Origin of the sequence: Streptomyces sp. NBC_00503, from assembly GCF_036346895.1 — a bacterium.
Taxonomy (GTDB): Bacteria; Actinomycetota; Actinomycetes; order Streptomycetales; family Streptomycetaceae; genus Streptomyces.
In genome coordinates this window covers 6,288,417-6,304,998 of the sequence record NZ_CP107855.1, presented here as the reverse complement: position 1 = coordinate 6,304,998, position 16,582 = coordinate 6,288,417, and the positions used below count along the sequence as shown (strand labels likewise).

13 protein-coding genes are annotated in these 16,582 nt (G+C 73.7%); 9 read left to right on the top strand and 4 right to left on the bottom strand.

Features of this window, described 5'->3' with window-relative positions; all coding sequences use genetic code 11:
• Nucleotides 1–5: 5 nt before the first annotated feature.
• Entirely contained in the window at nucleotides 6–761 is a 756-nt protein-coding gene (locus OG490_RS28970) for an alpha/beta fold hydrolase (protein WP_330299207.1), read from the bottom strand.
• Between the two features lie 71 nt (nucleotides 762–832).
• Here OG490_RS28970 and OG490_RS28965 point away from each other — a divergent pair, with 71 nt between their 5' ends.
• Nucleotides 833–1,567 carry a hypothetical protein gene (locus tag OG490_RS28965; RefSeq protein ID WP_330299206.1) on the top strand — a complete coding sequence of 245 codons (735 nt, stop codon included), beginning with the start codon at nucleotides 833–835 and terminating at the stop codon, nucleotides 1,565–1,567.
• Here OG490_RS28965 and OG490_RS28960 read toward each other — a convergent pair.
• Nucleotides 1,554–3,614 carry a phosphocholine-specific phospholipase C gene (locus OG490_RS28960; RefSeq protein WP_330299205.1) on the bottom strand — a complete coding sequence of 687 codons (2,061 nt, stop codon included), beginning with the start codon at nucleotides 3,612–3,614 and terminating at the stop codon, nucleotides 1,554–1,556. The two genes, OG490_RS28965 and OG490_RS28960, sit on opposite strands and share 14 nt — an antisense overlap.
• Before the next feature lie 183 nt (nucleotides 3,615–3,797).
• On the opposite strand from OG490_RS28960, the gene OG490_RS28955 reads away from it, so the two are divergent.
• From OG490_RS28955 to OG490_RS28920, 8 genes are all read left to right on the top strand, one after another.
• Nucleotides 3,798–6,155, top strand: coding sequence for a hypothetical protein (locus tag OG490_RS28955; RefSeq protein ID WP_330299204.1), 2,358 nt, complete (start codon nucleotides 3,798–3,800; stop codon nucleotides 6,153–6,155).
• 1 nt (nucleotide 6,156) lies between these two features.
• The gene (locus OG490_RS28950; protein ID WP_330299203.1) at nucleotides 6,157–7,443 is read left to right on the top strand and encodes a TRAFAC clade GTPase domain-containing protein; all 1,287 of its coding nucleotides are present in this window, start codon (nucleotides 6,157–6,159) and stop codon (nucleotides 7,441–7,443) included.
• Nucleotides 7,440–9,908 carry a GTPase-associated protein 1-related protein gene (locus OG490_RS28945; protein ID WP_330299202.1) on the top strand — a complete coding sequence of 823 codons (2,469 nt, stop codon included), beginning with the start codon at nucleotides 7,440–7,442 and terminating at the stop codon, nucleotides 9,906–9,908. The genes OG490_RS28950 and OG490_RS28945 overlap by 4 nt, the downstream gene beginning before the upstream one ends.
• Nucleotides 9,905–11,482 (top strand): TRAFAC clade GTPase domain-containing protein, encoded by a 1,578-nt coding sequence (locus OG490_RS28940; protein WP_330299201.1) that lies wholly within the window; start codon nucleotides 9,905–9,907, stop codon nucleotides 11,480–11,482. Before OG490_RS28945 ends, OG490_RS28940 begins: the two co-directional genes overlap by 4 nt.
• Before the next feature lie 37 nt (nucleotides 11,483–11,519).
• Nucleotides 11,520–11,648, top strand: a complete 129-nt coding sequence (locus OG490_RS28935) for a hypothetical protein (protein WP_330299200.1) — start codon at nucleotides 11,520–11,522, stop codon at nucleotides 11,646–11,648.
• A gap of 36 nt (nucleotides 11,649–11,684) precedes the next feature.
• A complete protein-coding gene (locus tag OG490_RS28930; protein ID WP_330301111.1) occupies nucleotides 11,685–12,347 on the top strand; it encodes a vWA domain-containing protein in 663 nt (220 codons plus the stop codon).
• Nucleotides 12,348–12,421: 74 nt separating this feature from the next.
• Entirely contained in the window at nucleotides 12,422–13,321 is a 900-nt protein-coding gene (locus OG490_RS28925; protein WP_330299199.1) for a protein phosphatase 2C domain-containing protein, read from the top strand.
• Entirely contained in the window at nucleotides 13,318–14,649 is a 1,332-nt protein-coding gene (locus OG490_RS28920; protein WP_330299198.1) for a protein kinase domain-containing protein, read from the top strand. Before OG490_RS28925 ends, OG490_RS28920 begins: the two co-directional genes overlap by 4 nt.
• A 30-nt stretch (nucleotides 14,650–14,679) precedes the next feature.
• Here OG490_RS28920 and OG490_RS28915 read toward each other — a convergent pair whose 3' ends face one another.
• Together OG490_RS28915 and OG490_RS28910 are read right to left on the bottom strand one after the other, a co-directional pair.
• Nucleotides 14,680–15,006: a hypothetical protein gene (locus OG490_RS28915; RefSeq protein ID WP_330299197.1), complete on the bottom strand. Its 327-nt coding sequence runs from the start codon at nucleotides 15,004–15,006 to the stop codon at nucleotides 14,680–14,682.
• A gap of 28 nt (nucleotides 15,007–15,034) precedes the next feature.
• Complete coding sequence (locus OG490_RS28910) at nucleotides 15,035–16,528, bottom strand: hypothetical protein (RefSeq protein WP_330299196.1); 1,494 nt, start codon at nucleotides 16,526–16,528, stop codon at nucleotides 15,035–15,037.
• Nucleotides 16,529–16,582 lie beyond the last annotated feature (54 nt).

Below are 16,582 nucleotides of genomic sequence, written 5' to 3'. Positions count from 1 at the left end.
CGGAGCTAGCTCCGCAGGAACGCCTCCAGGGCGGTGGCGAAGGCCACCGGGCTCTCGTGCGGCGGGTAGTGGCCCGCGCCGGGGAGCGGGTGGATCCGGCAGTTCGGGTACCAGACCTGCCAGGTGGCCCGCATGACGTCGGCGGTGAGCGCGAGGTCGTACTCGCCCACGAAGACCAGCACCGGGACGGTGTTGCCCTTCACGGCCGCGGACAGGTCGAGCGGCTGCCAGCTCGCGAGGTACCCGGCGAAGGCCTCCGGCCGGGAGACGGTGAGGGAGTGCTCGACCATCCGCTCCAGCCAGTACGGGCTCGCGCGCCGGCCGGTGACGAGGTCGAGGATGGCGCGGCGGTTCTCCGGGTGCTCGGCGGCCCCGTAGAACAGCGCGTGGGTCGCGTCGTCCATCTCGTACGGGCCCGCGGGGACCGGGTTGATCCCGGCCAGCTTCTCGATGCGTTCGGGCGCGCGGACGAGGACCTGCTGGGCGGCCTTGCCGCCCATGGAGTGGCCGAGGAGGGAGAAGGTGTCCCAGCCGAGCTCGTCGGCGAGCGCGAGCACGTCATCGGCGATCTCGCCGAGGGTGTACCGGCCGGGGAGGTCCCGGCGGTCGCCGTAGCCCCGGTAGTCGAGGAAGGCGTACGAGAACTCGCGCGGATCCAAGTACTCCAGCACGGAGCCCCAGTTGGCGGAGGTCCCGAACCAGTCGTGCAGCACGATGACCCGGACGGGACCGGTGCCGATCCTGCGGTGGGCGATGGCCATGCGTTCTCCCTCGGTGACGGGGCACGGAAAACCAACTCCGTACCTCTGCCCACCGGACCTACGATCACACCGTGAAGCCCCTGTCGCGCACCGTACGCATCCGCGTGGACCAGCCCTCGACGGTTCACGTGCCCGCGTTTCATCCCCCGGCCTACGAGATCCTCGACGCGGACGAGATCCGGGAACTGGTGGCCGCGTGGCCGGCGGAGGAACCGCCTTCGGACATGGTGTGGATGTGCCTCGACGGCGACACTGTCCGGCTGACCCTCTACGAGGCGGGCGGTCAGCGGATCAGGAGCCTGCGGGCGCACGGGACGGGTCCGCACACCCTGCTGCTCGACCCCCGGACCCCGGGCGGCATCCCGTACCGCCACCGGGCCCACTGGGCAGCGGCCGCACCCGGGCCGCTGCGCGGTTACGCCGGGGCCCTGGCCCGGGGTGACCGGCCGGCGCCGCCACCCGGGATCCCGTCGGCCCTCGTCTTCACCTGGCTCGGCGCCGCACGGGCCCGCCCCACCGACGCGGCCCGGCGGATCGCCGACGAGGCACCACTGGCCCTGCTGGCCGAGGTCCCCACGGAGGAACTCGCGTGGGCCGTAAGGGAGACGGACCGCGCGGGCCTGGAGGGGGCGGTCCGGTTCTTCGCGGGCGAGCACTTCACCACCCGCCACCCCAAGCGCCGCCGGGTCCCGGACACGGCCCGCGACCTGCTGATCCGACACGCCCGCAGCCACCGCCCGCAGGACCTTCCGGTCCTGGAGCGGCGGCTGCTGCGCGCACCGGACGACCGCGTCAGACGGTCTTGATCGCCGGGTCCGAGACTCCGGTCGCGCCCGTTTCGACGTGGCCCGCGAAGCGGCGCAGGAAGGTGGTGTCCGCGTCGGAGACCACGTTGACGTCGTACCAGCGGGAGGTGGCCGTCAGGGCCACCGTGCAGGGGACCGTCGCGCCGGCCGCGACCCGCAGGGTCTGGGGCGTGCCGCCGTAGGTGTTGGTCACGGTGAGGTTGACCGCGGCGGTGCCGCCGTTGGTCAGGGACAGGACCAGGTTGCCGGTGGTCCAGTCGTGGCGGGCCGTGACCTCGGGGCCGGCCTTCTTCGCCGGGCCCTTCCAGGTGCGCAGGAAGCCGTTCGGGCCCCAGACCGTGAGGTTGATCTGGTTGCCGGTGGAGCTGCTCGTGCTCCAGGTGTCCGCGAGGGTCTTGCCCGCCTCGACCGTGTAGGGCCACGGGCCGTCCGTGCGGTTGCCCGAGGTGCTGTGGAAGTGGGCGCCGAGGGCGGGACCCGAGGAGAAGGTCAGGGTGAACTTGCCCGTGGAGACCGTGGCCTTGCCGTCCACGTAGGGGACGTAGCCCAGTGCGCGCGTCGGCTTGCTGCCGGCCTCCTGCTTGGGCAGCGTGCCCGTAGCCGGCGGGACCGGGTGGTAGGAGGCGTGGGCGTTGTGGTCCGGCGGGACGTACGCCGCGGTGGAGGGCAGGGCGGCGGGCGAGGCGTCGGCCTTGGTGAAGTCGAAGGCCGAGGTCAGGTCTCCGCACACCGCGCGGCGCCACGGGGAGATGTTGGGCTCCTGCACGCCGAACCGCTTCTCCATGAAGCGGATCACCGAGGTGTGGTCGAAGGTCTCGGAGCAGACGTAACCGCCCTTGCTCCACGGGGAGACCACGATCATCGGGACGCGCGGTCCGAGCCCGTACGGACCGGCCGTGTAGCTCGCGTTGCCCGCGAACAGGTCCTTGGAGACGTCGGCGGTCGACAGGCCCCACGCCGAGGAGGCCGGCGGGTACGGCGGCACGACGTGGTCGAAGAAGCCGTCGTTCTCGTCGTAGGTGATGAAGAAGGCCGTCTTCGCCCAGACGTCCGGGTTGGCCGTCAGCGCGTCGAGCACCTGCGAGATGTACCAGGCGCCGAAGTTCGTGGGCCAGTTCGGGTGCTCGCTGAACGCCTCGGGCGCCGCGATCCACGAGACCTGGGGCAGCGTGCCGCCCACGACGTCCGCGCGCAGCTTGTCGAAGTACCCTTCGCCCGCCTTGGCGTTGGTACCCGTACGGGCCTTCTCGTAGAGGGCGCTGCCCGGCTGGGCGTTGCGGTAGCTGTTGAAGTACAGCAGCGAGTTGTCGCCGTAGTTCCCGCGGAACGCGTCGCTGATCCAGCCCCAGGATCCGGCCGCGTTCAGCCCGTCGCCGACGTCCTGGTAGATCTTCCACGACACCCCGGCCGACTCGAGGCGCTCGGGGTAGGTCTTCCAGCCGTAGCCGGCCTCCTGGTTGCCGAGGACCGGGCCGCCGCCCACGCCGTCGTTGCCCGTGTAACCCGACCACATGTAGTAGCGGTTGGGGTCGGTGGCACCGATGAAGGAGCAGTGGTAGGAGTCGCAGACGGTGAAGGCGTCGGCCAGCGCGTAGTGGAACGGTATGTCGTTCCGCGTCATGTACGACATGGTCGTGGTGGTCTTGGCCGGCACCCACTTGTCGTACTTGCCGTTGTTGTACGCCTGATGGCCGCCGGCCCAGTCGTGGTTGAGGCCCTCGACGAACTGCATGCCGAGGTCGTTGACCTGCGGGTGGAAGGGGAGGATGTCCTTCGTCCCGTTGGACTGGTAGAAGACGGACTTGCCGTTGTCCTGCAGGACGGGACGCGGGTCGCCGAAGCCCCGTACGCCCTTCATCGAGCCGAAGTACTGGTCGAAGGACCGGTTCTCCTGCATGAGGACGACGATGTGCTCGATGTCCTGGATGGTCCCGGTGCTGCCCTGCGCCGGAATGGCGGCGGCGCGCGCGATGCTCTCGTTGAGCATGGCGGCGGCGGCCGTGCCGCCCGCGATCTGCAGGAACCTGCGGCGGTTCAGTTCTGCCATGGGGTAACGACCTCTGCGGGTGAGGGGGGTGTCGGGGGGCGCCCCAAGGACAGCGCCCCCGGGGTACCGGACGGAGATCAATTCGTGACGCTGCGCCGTACACCTGGAGAACGAAAAGCTCTCCGAACAGCCCGTGCATCTGCTGAAATGACCTCCCACACACTGCACGGGGGGCTCAGACGGATGGCCGGGACCGACTTCGGGCATGCCCTCGGGCTGTCCCGCGCGCTCTCCGGCCTGCCGCTCTCGCCGCTCGTGGGAGGGTACGGGGAACTCGTCTCCGCGCAACAGACCCTGGGCTTACGTCACTTGTGCGAACTCCTACTCCCCGCGAGCGGCAGCTTACGGGTGCTCGACGGGGTCTTCCGCGTCGAAGGGCCCGGGCGGCGTCGCCATGTGGGCGCCGGGGTGCTACGCGCGCTGCGCCATGGGCGGCCCGAGGCCGCGTGGCTGCTGGACCGGCTGGCCGGGATCCAGGAACGGGACCCGGCGGCCCTGCGGCGGATCCTGCTCTACCAGCTCGTCCACCTGCTCCATGACCACCCCGAGGGTCATCTGCCCGCCACGGCGGCCGGCTTCGGGGTCGACCCGGCGGAGGCGGCCGCCCTGGTGCGGGCGGCCGCCGGGCGGGTCCGGCTGGCGGCGCGAGAGCGCGCGGCCGCCGAGAGCCTGGAGGACGACTGGCGGCGCGGGCGGGTGCGCTCCGCCGAGAGTCGGGCCGCCCTGCTGCCGACCGGGGGCGGGGACCGGGAGCTGGCGGCCCGGCTCGCCGAGCTGGCGGCCCGGGCCAAGGCCGCCGATGCGGCGCTGCGCGAGGCCCGGCGCTACGAGGACCGGGGGGATCCGGAGCGGGCCTGCGTCCAGTACGAGGAGGCGGCCTGGCTGGCGGGAGACTGCCCGCGCGCGGTGCGGGGGCTGGTCCGCACGTACCGGCCGGAGCCGGGCGATCCGGGCCCGTTGGAGAGCGTACTCGTACCCGGTGGGGTCGAACTGCGATGGCCGCCCGGCGACTTCGCGGGCCAGAGCTGGCGGGTACTGCGCCTCACCCGGGGCGAGCCGGTGACGGTACCGCTCGCGGAGGTGCCGGGGCAGCCGCGCGGGGGCGTCCTGCGGGACCAGGACGCCGGGATCGGATTACAGGTGCGCTACGTCGCGCTACCGCTCGGGGACGACGGCGCGCTGGACGGGCCGCCGCTGATCGGCGCCCCGCTGGCCGTGGCCCCGGCGGTGACGGGGCTGAGCGTCTGTGACGGCAACAGGTGGATCGAGGCCTCGTGGACCGGGCCGCCGTTCGCGGCCGGCCCCGAAGTGGCCCTGACCGGGCCACGAGGACCCGTGGCGGACCTCGCGCCGGGCCGGGAGACCCTGCGCGCGGAGGGGCTGGAGCCCGGCGCGTACGAACTGACGGTCCGGGCCCGCTACAGCGCGCCGGGCCGCTCCGGCCGCGCCGTCCTGTCGGCGGCCGCGACGATCCCGGTCACCGTCCATCCCTGGCCGGCCCCCGTGCACACCCTGACGGCGTCGCCCCGGGAGTCGGGCGGGCTGGACTTCCACGTGACCCGCGCCGAGGGTGCCTCGGGCACCGAGGTGCGCCTGGTGGAGTGGCCGGACGTACCCCCCGTGCCCGGCACCGAGTTGAAGACCGCCGATCTGCCGCCACCACTGGACTGGATCAGCCCGGGCGGGCCCGAGATGGCAGGCGCCGTTGGCACCGCCGACGCCGGCGCGGGCCGGTTCGCCACCTCCGGGACGGACCCGGCCGTGGCCACCGAAAGCCGCACCGGCGGACGCGGCCTGCGGGTCGGGCTCCGGGTCGGGCTGCCGCCCGGTGGCCTGCTCGTGAACGTGGCCGCCGTGGCCGTGCTCGGGGAGCGGGCGGTGGCCGGGCCCGTCGTGGCGGTCGAGGCACCGCTGGCCGTGACCGGGCTCGCGCTGCGCCGGACTGCGCCCGACCAGATCCAGGTCACCTTCGACTGGCCCGGGAGCACCGGCACCGTGACGGCCGCCGTCACCCAGGACGGCAGGGTCAGCGACCATGCCGTGGCCCGCACCGTGTTCCTGCGCGAAGGGCTCCGGCTGCCCGTCACCCCCGCCGCGTTACGGGTCGACGCCTACGCGGCGCCCCGCAGCGCCCGGGCCGTGCTCGCCGCCGCGCCCGGCGACGCCCGGGCCGAACTGCCCGCCGACGTGACCATCGCCTACGAGCTGCTGCCCGGCGCCCGGCGCGGCCTGCGCCGGGGGCCCGCCGTCCTGCGGGTGACCGTGCGTGCCCCGGCCGGCGCCGCCGACCTCCCCGGCTTCGTGCTGGTCGCCCGCGCCGACGGCGGCCGCAACCCCCGGCGGCCCAGCGGCCCGTCCGGCGGCACGCCCCTGTGCCGGCTCACCGGCGACGAGCTCGCCGCCACCGGGACGGTGGAGCGTGAGCTCGACCCCGCCACCGCCCCCGGCCGCCCCTACGCCGTGCGCGGTTTCCTCCTCGGCGGCCACGCCGCCTCCGTCCGGCTCGAAGAGCCCCCGATCCACTCCCTGGTGGTCCGCTGACATGACCTCCGTCGTCTGCCCCTACTGCTTCAACCGGTCGCCGGCCGCCCGGCTGCCCTACCGCTGCCAGATGTCTCCCACCGGCGTGCGCGGCGGCAAGCCGTGTACCTCCGAGCTCGACACCGTATGGGCCGAGTTCATCGGCCCGGCCGTGCCGCCCGCGCTGAAGATGCGCGGGCCCGTCTTCACCGCCGCGCGCGGGCTCGGCGGGCGGATCCCCCGCCAGCTCCCGCTCGGCGCCGGAGGGTCGCGCGCTGACTGTCCCGGCTGCGGGGTGTCCACCCCGGTCCGGGTGTGCCTGCGCTGCCACAGCGACCTCCCGAGCGACTACTGCGACCAGGACACCAGGATCATCGCCCTGCTCGGCCCCAAGGGTTCCGGCAAGAGCACCTACGTCTCCGTCCTGGTCAACGAACTGCGCGGCAGGGTGGGCCGCGCGTACGGAGCCTCGCTCACCGCGATGGGCGGCGAGACCCAGCGCCGCGACCGGGAGATGGCCGAGGACCTCTACGACCGGCTGCGGCTGCCCGAGGCGACCAGACCCGCCGCCCTGGGCTTCAACGACCCGCTGCTGTACCGGCTGAGCCTGCCGCTGCGGCGCAGGCTGCGCGGGGACGGCAGCCGGCACACCGCGCTCGTGTTCTTCGACGCGGCGGGCGAGGACCTGGGCAGCTCCGAGGCCATGGACCGGTACACCCACTACCTCGCCGCCGCCGACGGGATCATCCTGCTCGTGGACCCGCTCCAGATGAGGGCCGTACGCGACCGGCTGCCCGTCGACTCCGACCTGCCGCTGCCGGTCGTGGAGACCCCGCCGCAGCAGATCGCCGCCGATCTCGCGGCGCAGCTGCGGGCCCACGGCCGGGGCTCCACCCGCGGCCGGGTCACCACCCCGGTGGCCGTCGCCGTGACCAAGACGGACTCCCTCTCCCCGCTGCTGGGGCCGCATTCACCGCTGCTGCGCAACGCCGACCATTCGTCCGGGGCGGTGGACGAGGACGACCGGCTGGCAGTGCACGAGGAGATGGAGTCACTGCTGGACGGCTGGGACTCGGGTGCCCTGCTGCGGCAACTGGAGCGGGACTTCGCCCGGTTGTCTCTGTTCGGGCTCTCCGCGCTCGGCTCGCCACCACCGGCGGATGCCCCGGCCGACGCCCCGAAGTCGGGTCCGCGGCCGCTGCGCGTGGAGGACCCGCTGCTGTGGCTGCTGGGCCTCGGCGGGCTGCTGCCGCAGGCCTCCGCCGCTGCCCGCGCGGGCAGCCGTAACGGACCGGGAGGAGATGCGTGAACCTCGCGCAACTGCACTACACCTCGGCCCCTCCCGGGCCCGACGGCTCCGGCTTCCGGTTCACGGCCGTCAGCCCCGGGGTGCCGACCGCGCTGTTGCGCGAGGCGGAGCAGCTGATCGGCTACGAGCCGCCCCGGGATGCGCCGCCGCGTCCGAACCGCGAACAACTCGCCGCCTTTCCCAAGGCGTTGAGCCTCAGCGTGTTGGCCGATGGCAGCCGGCTGCTGGCTCGTTCCGTGTACACGGGTGCCGACTACAGCGGCCGTTGGGGCAATTTCCACGCCCACGCGGTGCACCTGCCGCAGCAGGCCGACTCCGGTCCCGCCGTCGGGCCGCTGCCGATCACCACCTGGGGCTCGCCCCAGTGGGCCGTCGACACCCCGTCGGACGGCGCGCCCCCGCTGACGGCGGTGCCCGCCCCGGGCTCGTTCGATCAGGCCGGGCTGGCCGGGTTCGTCGCCGCGCGGGGGCCCTGGCTCGCGGGGTTCTTCGCCGACCTTCGCCGGCTCGGTGAGGACCCGGCGGCCCCTCAGATCGTGCTCGTGGAGGCGGACAACGAGGCCGTGTCCCGCTGGATCATGCTCGCGTGCAGTGTACTGCCGCACCAGCGGGGGCAGTGGCTCACCTTCACCACCTACACCCGGCGGCCGCAGCTCGCCCGGCAGCAGATCATCGGCGTGGTGCCCGAGGACGGTCTCGGACTGGCCGGTCAGGAGCTCCGCTACCGGGTGTACGACGCCACGCGCGCGGCCGCCCCGGCCGCCGGGCCCCCGGACGTGTGGGCCGACACCGCCGCGCGGATCTGGCAGGCGCGGCGGCAGGAGCTGTTCGCTCAGGTCCGGCAGCTCGGCGCCGATCCGTACGAGGCGGGTCCGCTGGCCGCGCTCGCCCTGGCCGCCGACGTGGCCCTGGCCGGGCCCGGCCGGACAGCGGCCGCGGACTGGGCCGCCGGGCACCGGGACGCGCTGGACGACGTACGGCTCCACGCGCTGACCCTGGCTCTGGGCCGCCCGGCGGACGCCCCGGACCGGGACCAGGCCGAGGTCGCCGCGTGCGGACGGCTGCTGGCGGCCCTGGACGGATGGGCTCCGCCGGCCGTGTCCCAACCCCTGGCGACGCTGATCCTCGCCGAAGCGGTGCTCGGCGGAACCGTCCCCGCGGAGCTGCCCTCCGCGCAGGCGCTGGGCGCGCCCGCCCGGGCCCGGCTGGCGGCGGACCTGGAACCGGGCCTGCGGGCCGCGCTCTGCGCCCCCGACGCCAAACCGGCGGACCGGGCCGGGCTGTTGCGGATCGCCTCGGTGCTCGGGGTGGACGCGGCGGACCTCCTGCCCGGTGCGGCCCGGCAGTTGGCGCTGGAGCTGCTCGCCGACCCGGAGCGGACCTACGGCGGCGGGGTGCGGGCCGCGCTCGCGGAGCTGCCGGCGCTGCGGGCCCTCGTACTGGACCGGCTGGACTCCCTCGCAGCGGGCGATCCCCTCGCGGCGCAGGGGCTGTTCGCCCGGACCGGGCTGCGGCTGACGGCGTCCGACGCGCTGCCACACCTGCGGATGTGCGCGCAGGCGCCGGCGGCGACGGCGGCCGCTCCGGACCGGGTCGCGGCGCTGCACGCCCTGCTGGCCGGATCCAGGGTCTCGCTGTACGCGGAGCCGCTGGTGCTGCGAACGGCGATGCGGCTGGTGTGGGACGAGGAGCCGCCGGGCGCGGGCGAGGCCCGCCTGGTGCTCGCGCAGGTGGGGCCGCAGGTCCACCGGGACGCCGGGACCTGGGAGACGCTCGCGCAGGCGGCGGCACGGGCCCCGACCGGGGAGGTGGAGGCGGCGGAGCTGGCGCCGGAGATCCTGGGGCACTTCCAGGAGGAACTCCCCGCCCGGCTGCGGCCGTCGCTGCTGATCCTGGAGCTGGCCCGGAACCTGCGGGCGGGCACGGTTGGCCCTGGGTGGGTGCGCCAGGTGCTGGACCTGCGCTCGCTGGATCCGGAGCCGGGGGCGCGGGGGCAGGCGTACGCGGCGCTGTCCGCGCGACTGCTGGCCGAGAACCGGCCGGAGAGCGAGCTGCGGGCGCTGATCGAGAGCAACGACGCGGAGCTGCTGGCCGCGTACCGGCTGGCCGCGCGCGACGCGGAGGTCACCGCCCGGCTGCGGCTGGCGCCCGGCTACGTCGCGGACTGCTTCACGGTCTGGTCCTCGCAGCCGCAGGCAGGCCCGGTCTGGCAGGAGGCCCGCACCGACCTGCTCGACGGAGTGCTGCGTCCGATCGTACGGGTCCTGCCGCAGGCCGATCTCACCTCGGTGGAGGAGGCCCTGGCCCGGCTGGGCGGCCGCTGGGCGGAGGACTTCCGCACCTGGCAGCGCCCGAGCGCCTTCGGCCGCCTGCGCGACCGTTTCTCCGGCTCCGGTCGGCGACGGTCCGGCCCCGGGTCCGGTGATCCGGGCAGCCCCGGCCGGGACGGGGGATGGAGGGCGTGAATCAGCAGGCTGTCGTGATGACCCTCGTCTACGGAACTGGCGCCGTCGGGGTCGCCGTGTGCCTCGGGTACGGGCTGTGGCGGTTCCTCGGGCTCGCCCTGGGCGCCGCCGGGCGGGCCTTCGAGCCGCGCACACCCGGGGCCACCGACCCGCGGATCGCGCCGTATTCCGGCGGCGAGCCGACCCAACCCGCCTACTGGGCCAGGCAGATGTGGCTGGACTCCCGGTCCGCCGCACTGTTCGCCGCCCGTACCGTCTGGTTCCTGCTGACCCGACACTGGCTCGGCAAGGTGGTGGGCGACCGGCTGCTGCACGGCCGCCACGGCCGCAGCGGCATCCGCGCCGAGAACGGCCTCGGCCGGCTGATCCGGCGGATGCTCGCGCCCGGCATCGCACTGTCCGCGCTGCTGTCCGCGCTGCTCGCCTCGGCCGTGCTGCTCTGCGTGGCGCTGGTCTTCGCCGTGCAGCTCGCCCTGGTCGCGCTCGGGGCCCTCGCGGCCGTCCTGGCGGGGCGGAGCGCCGAGCGGCTGTGGAAGCTGGCCCGGGGCGTACGCATGAAGTGCCCGTATCCCGGCTGCTACCGGCCGTTCCCGCTGGCCGTGCACCTGTGCCCGGACTGTGGTGCGGCCCACCGCGAGCTGCGGCCCGGCGGGTTCGGCGCCCTGCGGCACGTCTGTCGCTGCGGCCGGGCCCTGGCGACCACCGCCATGACCGGGCGGCGGCGGCTCACCGCCCACTGTCCGCACTGCGACCGGCCGCTGCCCCCGGCCGTCGGCACGACCCGGGTCGTGCACCTGCCGCTGATCGGCGGCACCTCCGCCGGCAAGACCATGCTGATGGCGGCCATGCTCGACGGGCTGCGGTCCTGGTCGCACCAGTCCGGGCTGACCGTCGAGTTCGCCTCCCCGGAGGACCTGCGCGAGGCCAACACCCTGGGCCGGCAGCTGAACCAGTCGGGCTGGACCCTCAAGACCCAGGGCGGCCAGCCCCGCGCGCTGATGCTGCTGGTGGGCCGCGGGCGCCGACGCCGGCTGCTCTACCTGTACGACCCGATGGGTGAGTCCCTGCGCGACGCGGACACCACGCGCCGCCAGAGCTACCTCGCGCACGCCGACGGGGTCCTGCTCGTCGCGGACGTGCTCGCCTCACCCGTCGTACGCCGCTCCCTGCGCGCGGGGGATCCCGAGCTGGCCGCGGCCGCCCGGCCGGCCGACCTGGGCCCGGTGGAGACGTACGCCGGGTTCACCGGCGAGCTGCAGGGGCTCGGTGGCCGCCGTCAGCGCCTCGCCGTGGCCACGGTGGTCACCAAGCGGGACGCGCTGGACCGGCTGACATCCTTGCCGCGGCCCGCAGACCCGGTCGACGACTGGCTGAGCGGGATCGGGCTCGACGACCTGGTCCGCACCCTGGGCCACGATTTCGCGGCGGCGCGCTACTGGGCGGTGAGCGCCCGCGCCGCGACGGGGGCGGGCGCCCTGGACTCCGAGCAGCGGCGCGCCGCGGAGCCGGTGCTGTGGCTGCTGTCGCGGACCGGGCTTCGCGTGGGCCGGCTCACGGAGGGCAGGCGGTCGTGAGGGAGCAGGCAGTCGTGAGGGAGAGGAGCAAGACCCCATGATTACACCGCAGATCGTGCGGGGCCGGCGGCTGATGCTGGCCCTGCTCGTGGTGGCGGTCGTGGTGACGGCAGCCACCACGGTGGTGGCGCTGGTGCGGTATGTACCGCAATGGAGCGGGAGTTGAAGGAGACATGCGGTGAGTGACATCCCCGGCGGGCCGATGGCGAACAGGCCCGTCCATTTCATCTGGCTGCTCGACTGCTCGTACTCGATGCAGGGTGAGAAGATCGGCCAGCTCAACTACGCGATCAGAGAGGCCGTTCCGGCCATGCGATCGGTCGCGCAGGACAATCCTGCGGCCCAATTGCTGCTGCGCACCATGACGTTCTCCACGACCGCCCGCTGGCACCACCAGGACCCAGTGCCGGTGGAGCAGTTCACCTGGCAGGACGTGCAGGTCGACGGCATGACCAATCTGGGTGACGCGCTCCACCTCGTGTCGCGCGAGCTGGACACCCCGCCGATGCCGCAGCGCGCGCTGAAGCCGGTGCTGGCCCTGGTCTCCGACGGGGTGCCGACGGACGACTGGAAGGCGGGGCTGCGGGCGGTGGACGCGACCCCCTGGGGCCGCAAGGCGGTCCGGGTGGCCATCGCGATCGGCGCGGACGCGGACCGGACGGTGCTCCAGGAGTTCCTCGGCAATCCCGAACTCCAGCCGCTGGACGCGAACAGCCCCAAGCAGCTGGCCGCGGCGATCCGCTGGGCATCGACGGCGGCGGTGAAGGCGGCATCGCAGCCGGTGGCGGGTTCTTCGGACCCGACGCTGAAGCAGCCGCCGTACGCCCCGCCGGCGCTCGACGACGATGACGACGACGTGTGGTGAGCGGGCCCTTGCCGACCGACGGACCCGGACCCGCACGACCGCGCTGGGACACGCTGCACGGCAGCGTCCAGGGCGTGAACAAGACACGCAACCAGGACCATTACGAGGTGGAGGGGCTCGGCACCGCGGGATCCCCACTGATCATGGCGGTGGCCGACGGCCACGGCTCGGCGGTGCACGCGCGCAGCCATCTGGGCTCCCGGTTCGCCGTGGACCTCTTCGTCCAGGAGGCCCGGCTGTTCGCCGCGCTCGCCCAGCCCCGGGGCGAGGAGCGGCCGCCGAGCCTGGCCTGGCTGATGCGCTACGCGGAGTACGCCTTCCCGCGCCAGCTCGTCAGCGCCTGGCGGGACCGGGTGCTCGGCAACTGGGAGCGCGCCAGCTCGCACGGAGAGCCGCCGGTGCGCGACGAGGAGAAGCTGCTCCTGTACGGGAGCACGTTCGTCGGTGCCGTGCTGACTCCCCGGGTCTTCGCGGCCTGGCAGCTCGGCGACGGTGAGCTGACCATCGTGGGCGACGACGGGGTAGCCGTACCGCTCGCGCCGCAGGAGGCCGATCTGGGTGACGAGACGGAGTCTCTGTGCACCCCAGAGGCCTGGCTGCGGGTGCGGACGCACTGGGCGCCGGTGACGGCCCCCTCCCGGGCGCCCCGGCTGGTCGCCCTCTCCACCGACGGGCTGTCGAAGAGCTTCGCCTCCGACATGGGGTTCCGGCAGTTCATGACCGGGCTGGACGAACGGCTGTCGGCGGAGGGCACGGAGCGCGTCCGGGCCGCCCTGCCGCAGTGGCTGGGCAAGGCCTCGCAGCACTCGGGGGACGACACCACCCTGGTGGCGGCCTGGCACACCACGGAGGACCCTCGGGACCCGCACGACCCGGAGGCCACCGCCGAGATGACCTCACCGGCAGCCCCGCCGGTCCCGGCAGTCCCCGTAGACATGGAAGACCTGCGAGACCCGTACAGGAGTGACGAATGAGCGGCATGCTCGACAGCGGTACCAGACTGACGGCCGACAGCGGTATGAGCGTGGAGGTCTGCGACCTGCTCGGCGCGGGCGGCCAGGGGGAGGTCTACCGGGTCCGGACCCCGGCCGGGGACCAGGCCCTCAAGTGGTACTACCCGATCTGCGCGACGCCCGCGCAGGAGGACATCGTCCGCCAGCTGGTGGACCGCGGCCTCGACGACGACCGTTTCCTGTGGCCGCGGGATTTCGTGTCCGACCACCGGGGCGGTTTCGGCTATGTGATGGACATCCGGCCGGACCGGTTCAAGGGCCTGCCGATGCTCTTCCGCCGCCAGTTGCAGACCTCCATCCGCGCGCTGCTCAAGGCCTGCCTCTACACCGTCGAGGCGTACCAGGCGCTGCACTCGCGCGGGATCGCCTACCGGGACATCTCCTGGGGAAACATCTTCTTCGACCCGGCCACCGGCGAAGTGCTGGTCTGCGACAACGACAACGCGGTGGTGGAGGGCGACAGCACCGGCATCTCCGGGACCATGGAGTTCATGGCGCCCGAGCTGGTGCGGGGTGAGCCCGGCGTCTCCCCCGGCACGCAGAGCGATCTGCACTCCCTGTCCGTGCTGCTGTTCATGCTGCTGATGAACCATCACCCGCTGAAGGGGAAGCGGGAACTGGAGATCCGCTGCCTGGACGAGGCCGCCGAGCGCAAGCTCTACGGGAAGCAGCCGCTGTTCGTCTTCGACCCGCTGGACCGCTCCAACGCGCCCGACCCGGTCGAGCATCCGACGGTGCTGGCCACATGGGCGGTGGCACCGCCGTCCCTGCGTGAGCTGTTCATCAAGAACTTCACGACGGGCCTGCACGATCCGGCGGCCCGGGTGCGCGAATCACAGTGGCGGGACACCCTGCGGGCGGTCCTCGACGCGGTGGTGGACTGCGCGCACTGCGGGAAGCAGAACATGACCGAGCCGCTGTCCACCACGCCGGTCGCCTGCTGGAGCTGCCGCAGCACGCTGGTGCTGCCGCCCCGGCTTGTGCTGACCACTCCCCCGCCGCACACCGAGCACCACATCCTGCTGCACCGGACCTCGCGGGTGCAGGCGCACCACCTGGCTCCGGAGCCGGCCCGGCATGACTACGGCGACGCCACGCTGGTGGCACTGCTGACCGAACATCCGCAGCGGCCGGGGAAGTTCGGGCTGGCGAACCGCTCCGGGTCGTCGTGGACGGGCACCCGGGCGGACGGCAGCACGCAGGAGATCGCCCCGGGGCAGACCGTGCCGCTGCGCTCGGGACTGGAGCTGGACTTCGGCGATGCGCGGGCCGTCGTACGGGCCAAGTGACCCGGCCCCGGCGGACCGCGCCCGCCGGGGTCAGCCCAGCAGCCGGGTGAGCTCCTGGGCGAGGGCGAGCCCGGTGCTGCCCGCGCCGAGGCCGAGGGTGATGGTCTCCAGCGCCCGCCGGACCACCCCCGGTTCGGCGGCACGCTGCTCCCGTCCGGCCCGGTCCAGCTCGCCGTGCAGGGTCTGTGCCGCGTCGAGCTGTGCCTGGTCGGCGCCTGCGGAGCGCAGCCACTGGGCGAGTTCGGCGGCGAGGCGCAGGGTCTGCGCCGCGGTGTCCTGCTGTCCGATGTTGATGGTGCCGTTGTCCCCATAGTTGCCGGGGCCGGTGATGTCGCCGTGGAAGTTGTAGGTGCCCATGCGGGTCTCCTCCTTGGTTTCGTAGGGATCAGGGCCGGCCCGCGCCGCCGCCCTGGCCGCCCGGCTGCCCCCCGGACCCCGGCTGGTTGATGGTGCCGCCGGCGCCGTAGTTGCCGGGGCCGTGGATATCGCCCTGGAAGTTGTACGTGGTGGTGTTGATGACCTGCTGCGCCTGGTCGTAGGAGGCCGTGTCGACGTTGTGGTCCTGGAGGAACCGCTCGGTCGCGATCAGCACGCCCTGCTGGAGCCGCTGCAGGAAGTCCTGCGAATCGGTGCGCTCGGAGAAGCCCAACTGCTCCCAGTCTGCGACCCGTTCGCGGATGCTGTCCACGGCTCCGTAGTCGTACGCCAGGTGCTTGCGGTCGATCTCGCGCCGCAGCTTCTCCAGGTCGCGGGCGCGCCTGCGCCGTTCGGAGCCCCGGCGCGAGAGCCGGGAGGCGGCGCCGAGCAGCAGGGGCAGGGCTGAGCCTGTGGCGAAGCGGAACAGGTCCCACCAGCGCTCGAAGCCGCCCACCGGCAGGCGGTGCACGCGGTAGAAGCGCGCCTGGAGCGGGGGGATCCCGTAGGCCGCCACCTCCCAGGTGAGGCTGGGGTGCTGGAGCCGGGCCCGCAGGTGCATGGAGACGATGACGCGGCCTCCCTCACCGGCCCGCTCAAGGCTGAGGTAGGTCCGCATCCCGGCTCCGGGCTGGACCAGGCCGGCCTGCACGAGCTGCTTGGGGATCTGGGCGCGCGGCCGGCGGAGCCGGTCGGGCAGCAGGTCGGGGCCGACGTAGGTGACGTGGTCGCCTATCACGTACAGCCGGTTGCGGGCCCGCAGGCCCTTCAGGCCAGCGATGTGCTCCATCTCGCGGGCGATGAAGGTGTGCAGGTCGACGGCGTCGAAGGGTCTGATGGTCAGCTTCCCGCCGCCCGCCGGATCGTCGGCGGGCCGGCTGACGTCGATGGGCTGCCAGACCATCTCCTTGATCTTCTCGCCGCTGCCGACGAAGGGGTTGGTGCGCTCGGCCCGTGCGGCATACGGGACCACGTTGGCCCGCTTCTGCTCCAGCAGCCGGTTCTCCACCTCCGGGCCGACGCCCGGGGCCAGGTCCATCGGCCGGTCCGCGCCGTGCTCGACGGCCAGGGCCGCCGCCCGGGCCTCGCTCTCCGCCCGGTGGACCAGCCACCAGGCCGCCCCGTACGCGGCGGCCATCGCCGCGAAGGCCCCGTAGGCCAGGTCGGCCGGACCGGCGGCCAGCCCGTAGAGCGCGGCCGGTACCGCGGCCCACACGCCGAGCGCGCAGAGCCAGGCGAGGCGCCGGTCCCGGGCGTCGATGCGCCGGGTGGCGGCCCGCGCGTGGCGGGACAGCGCGATCAGGTCGATGCCGAGGGTGAGCCCCGTGGCCTTCAGCCGGTCCTCGGTGAGCTCAATCTCCACCTCGCGGGCGTATCCCTCGTCAAGATGCGCTCCCGCGCACAGCAGGCGTGTCACCGCGTCCTGCCGGTACTGCGCCAGTGCCGGTAACTGGCGAGCTGGCATGTCCCGCCTCCTCCCCCGAGATGGTTGTCGCCTCACCCTACGGAAGGGGGCCCG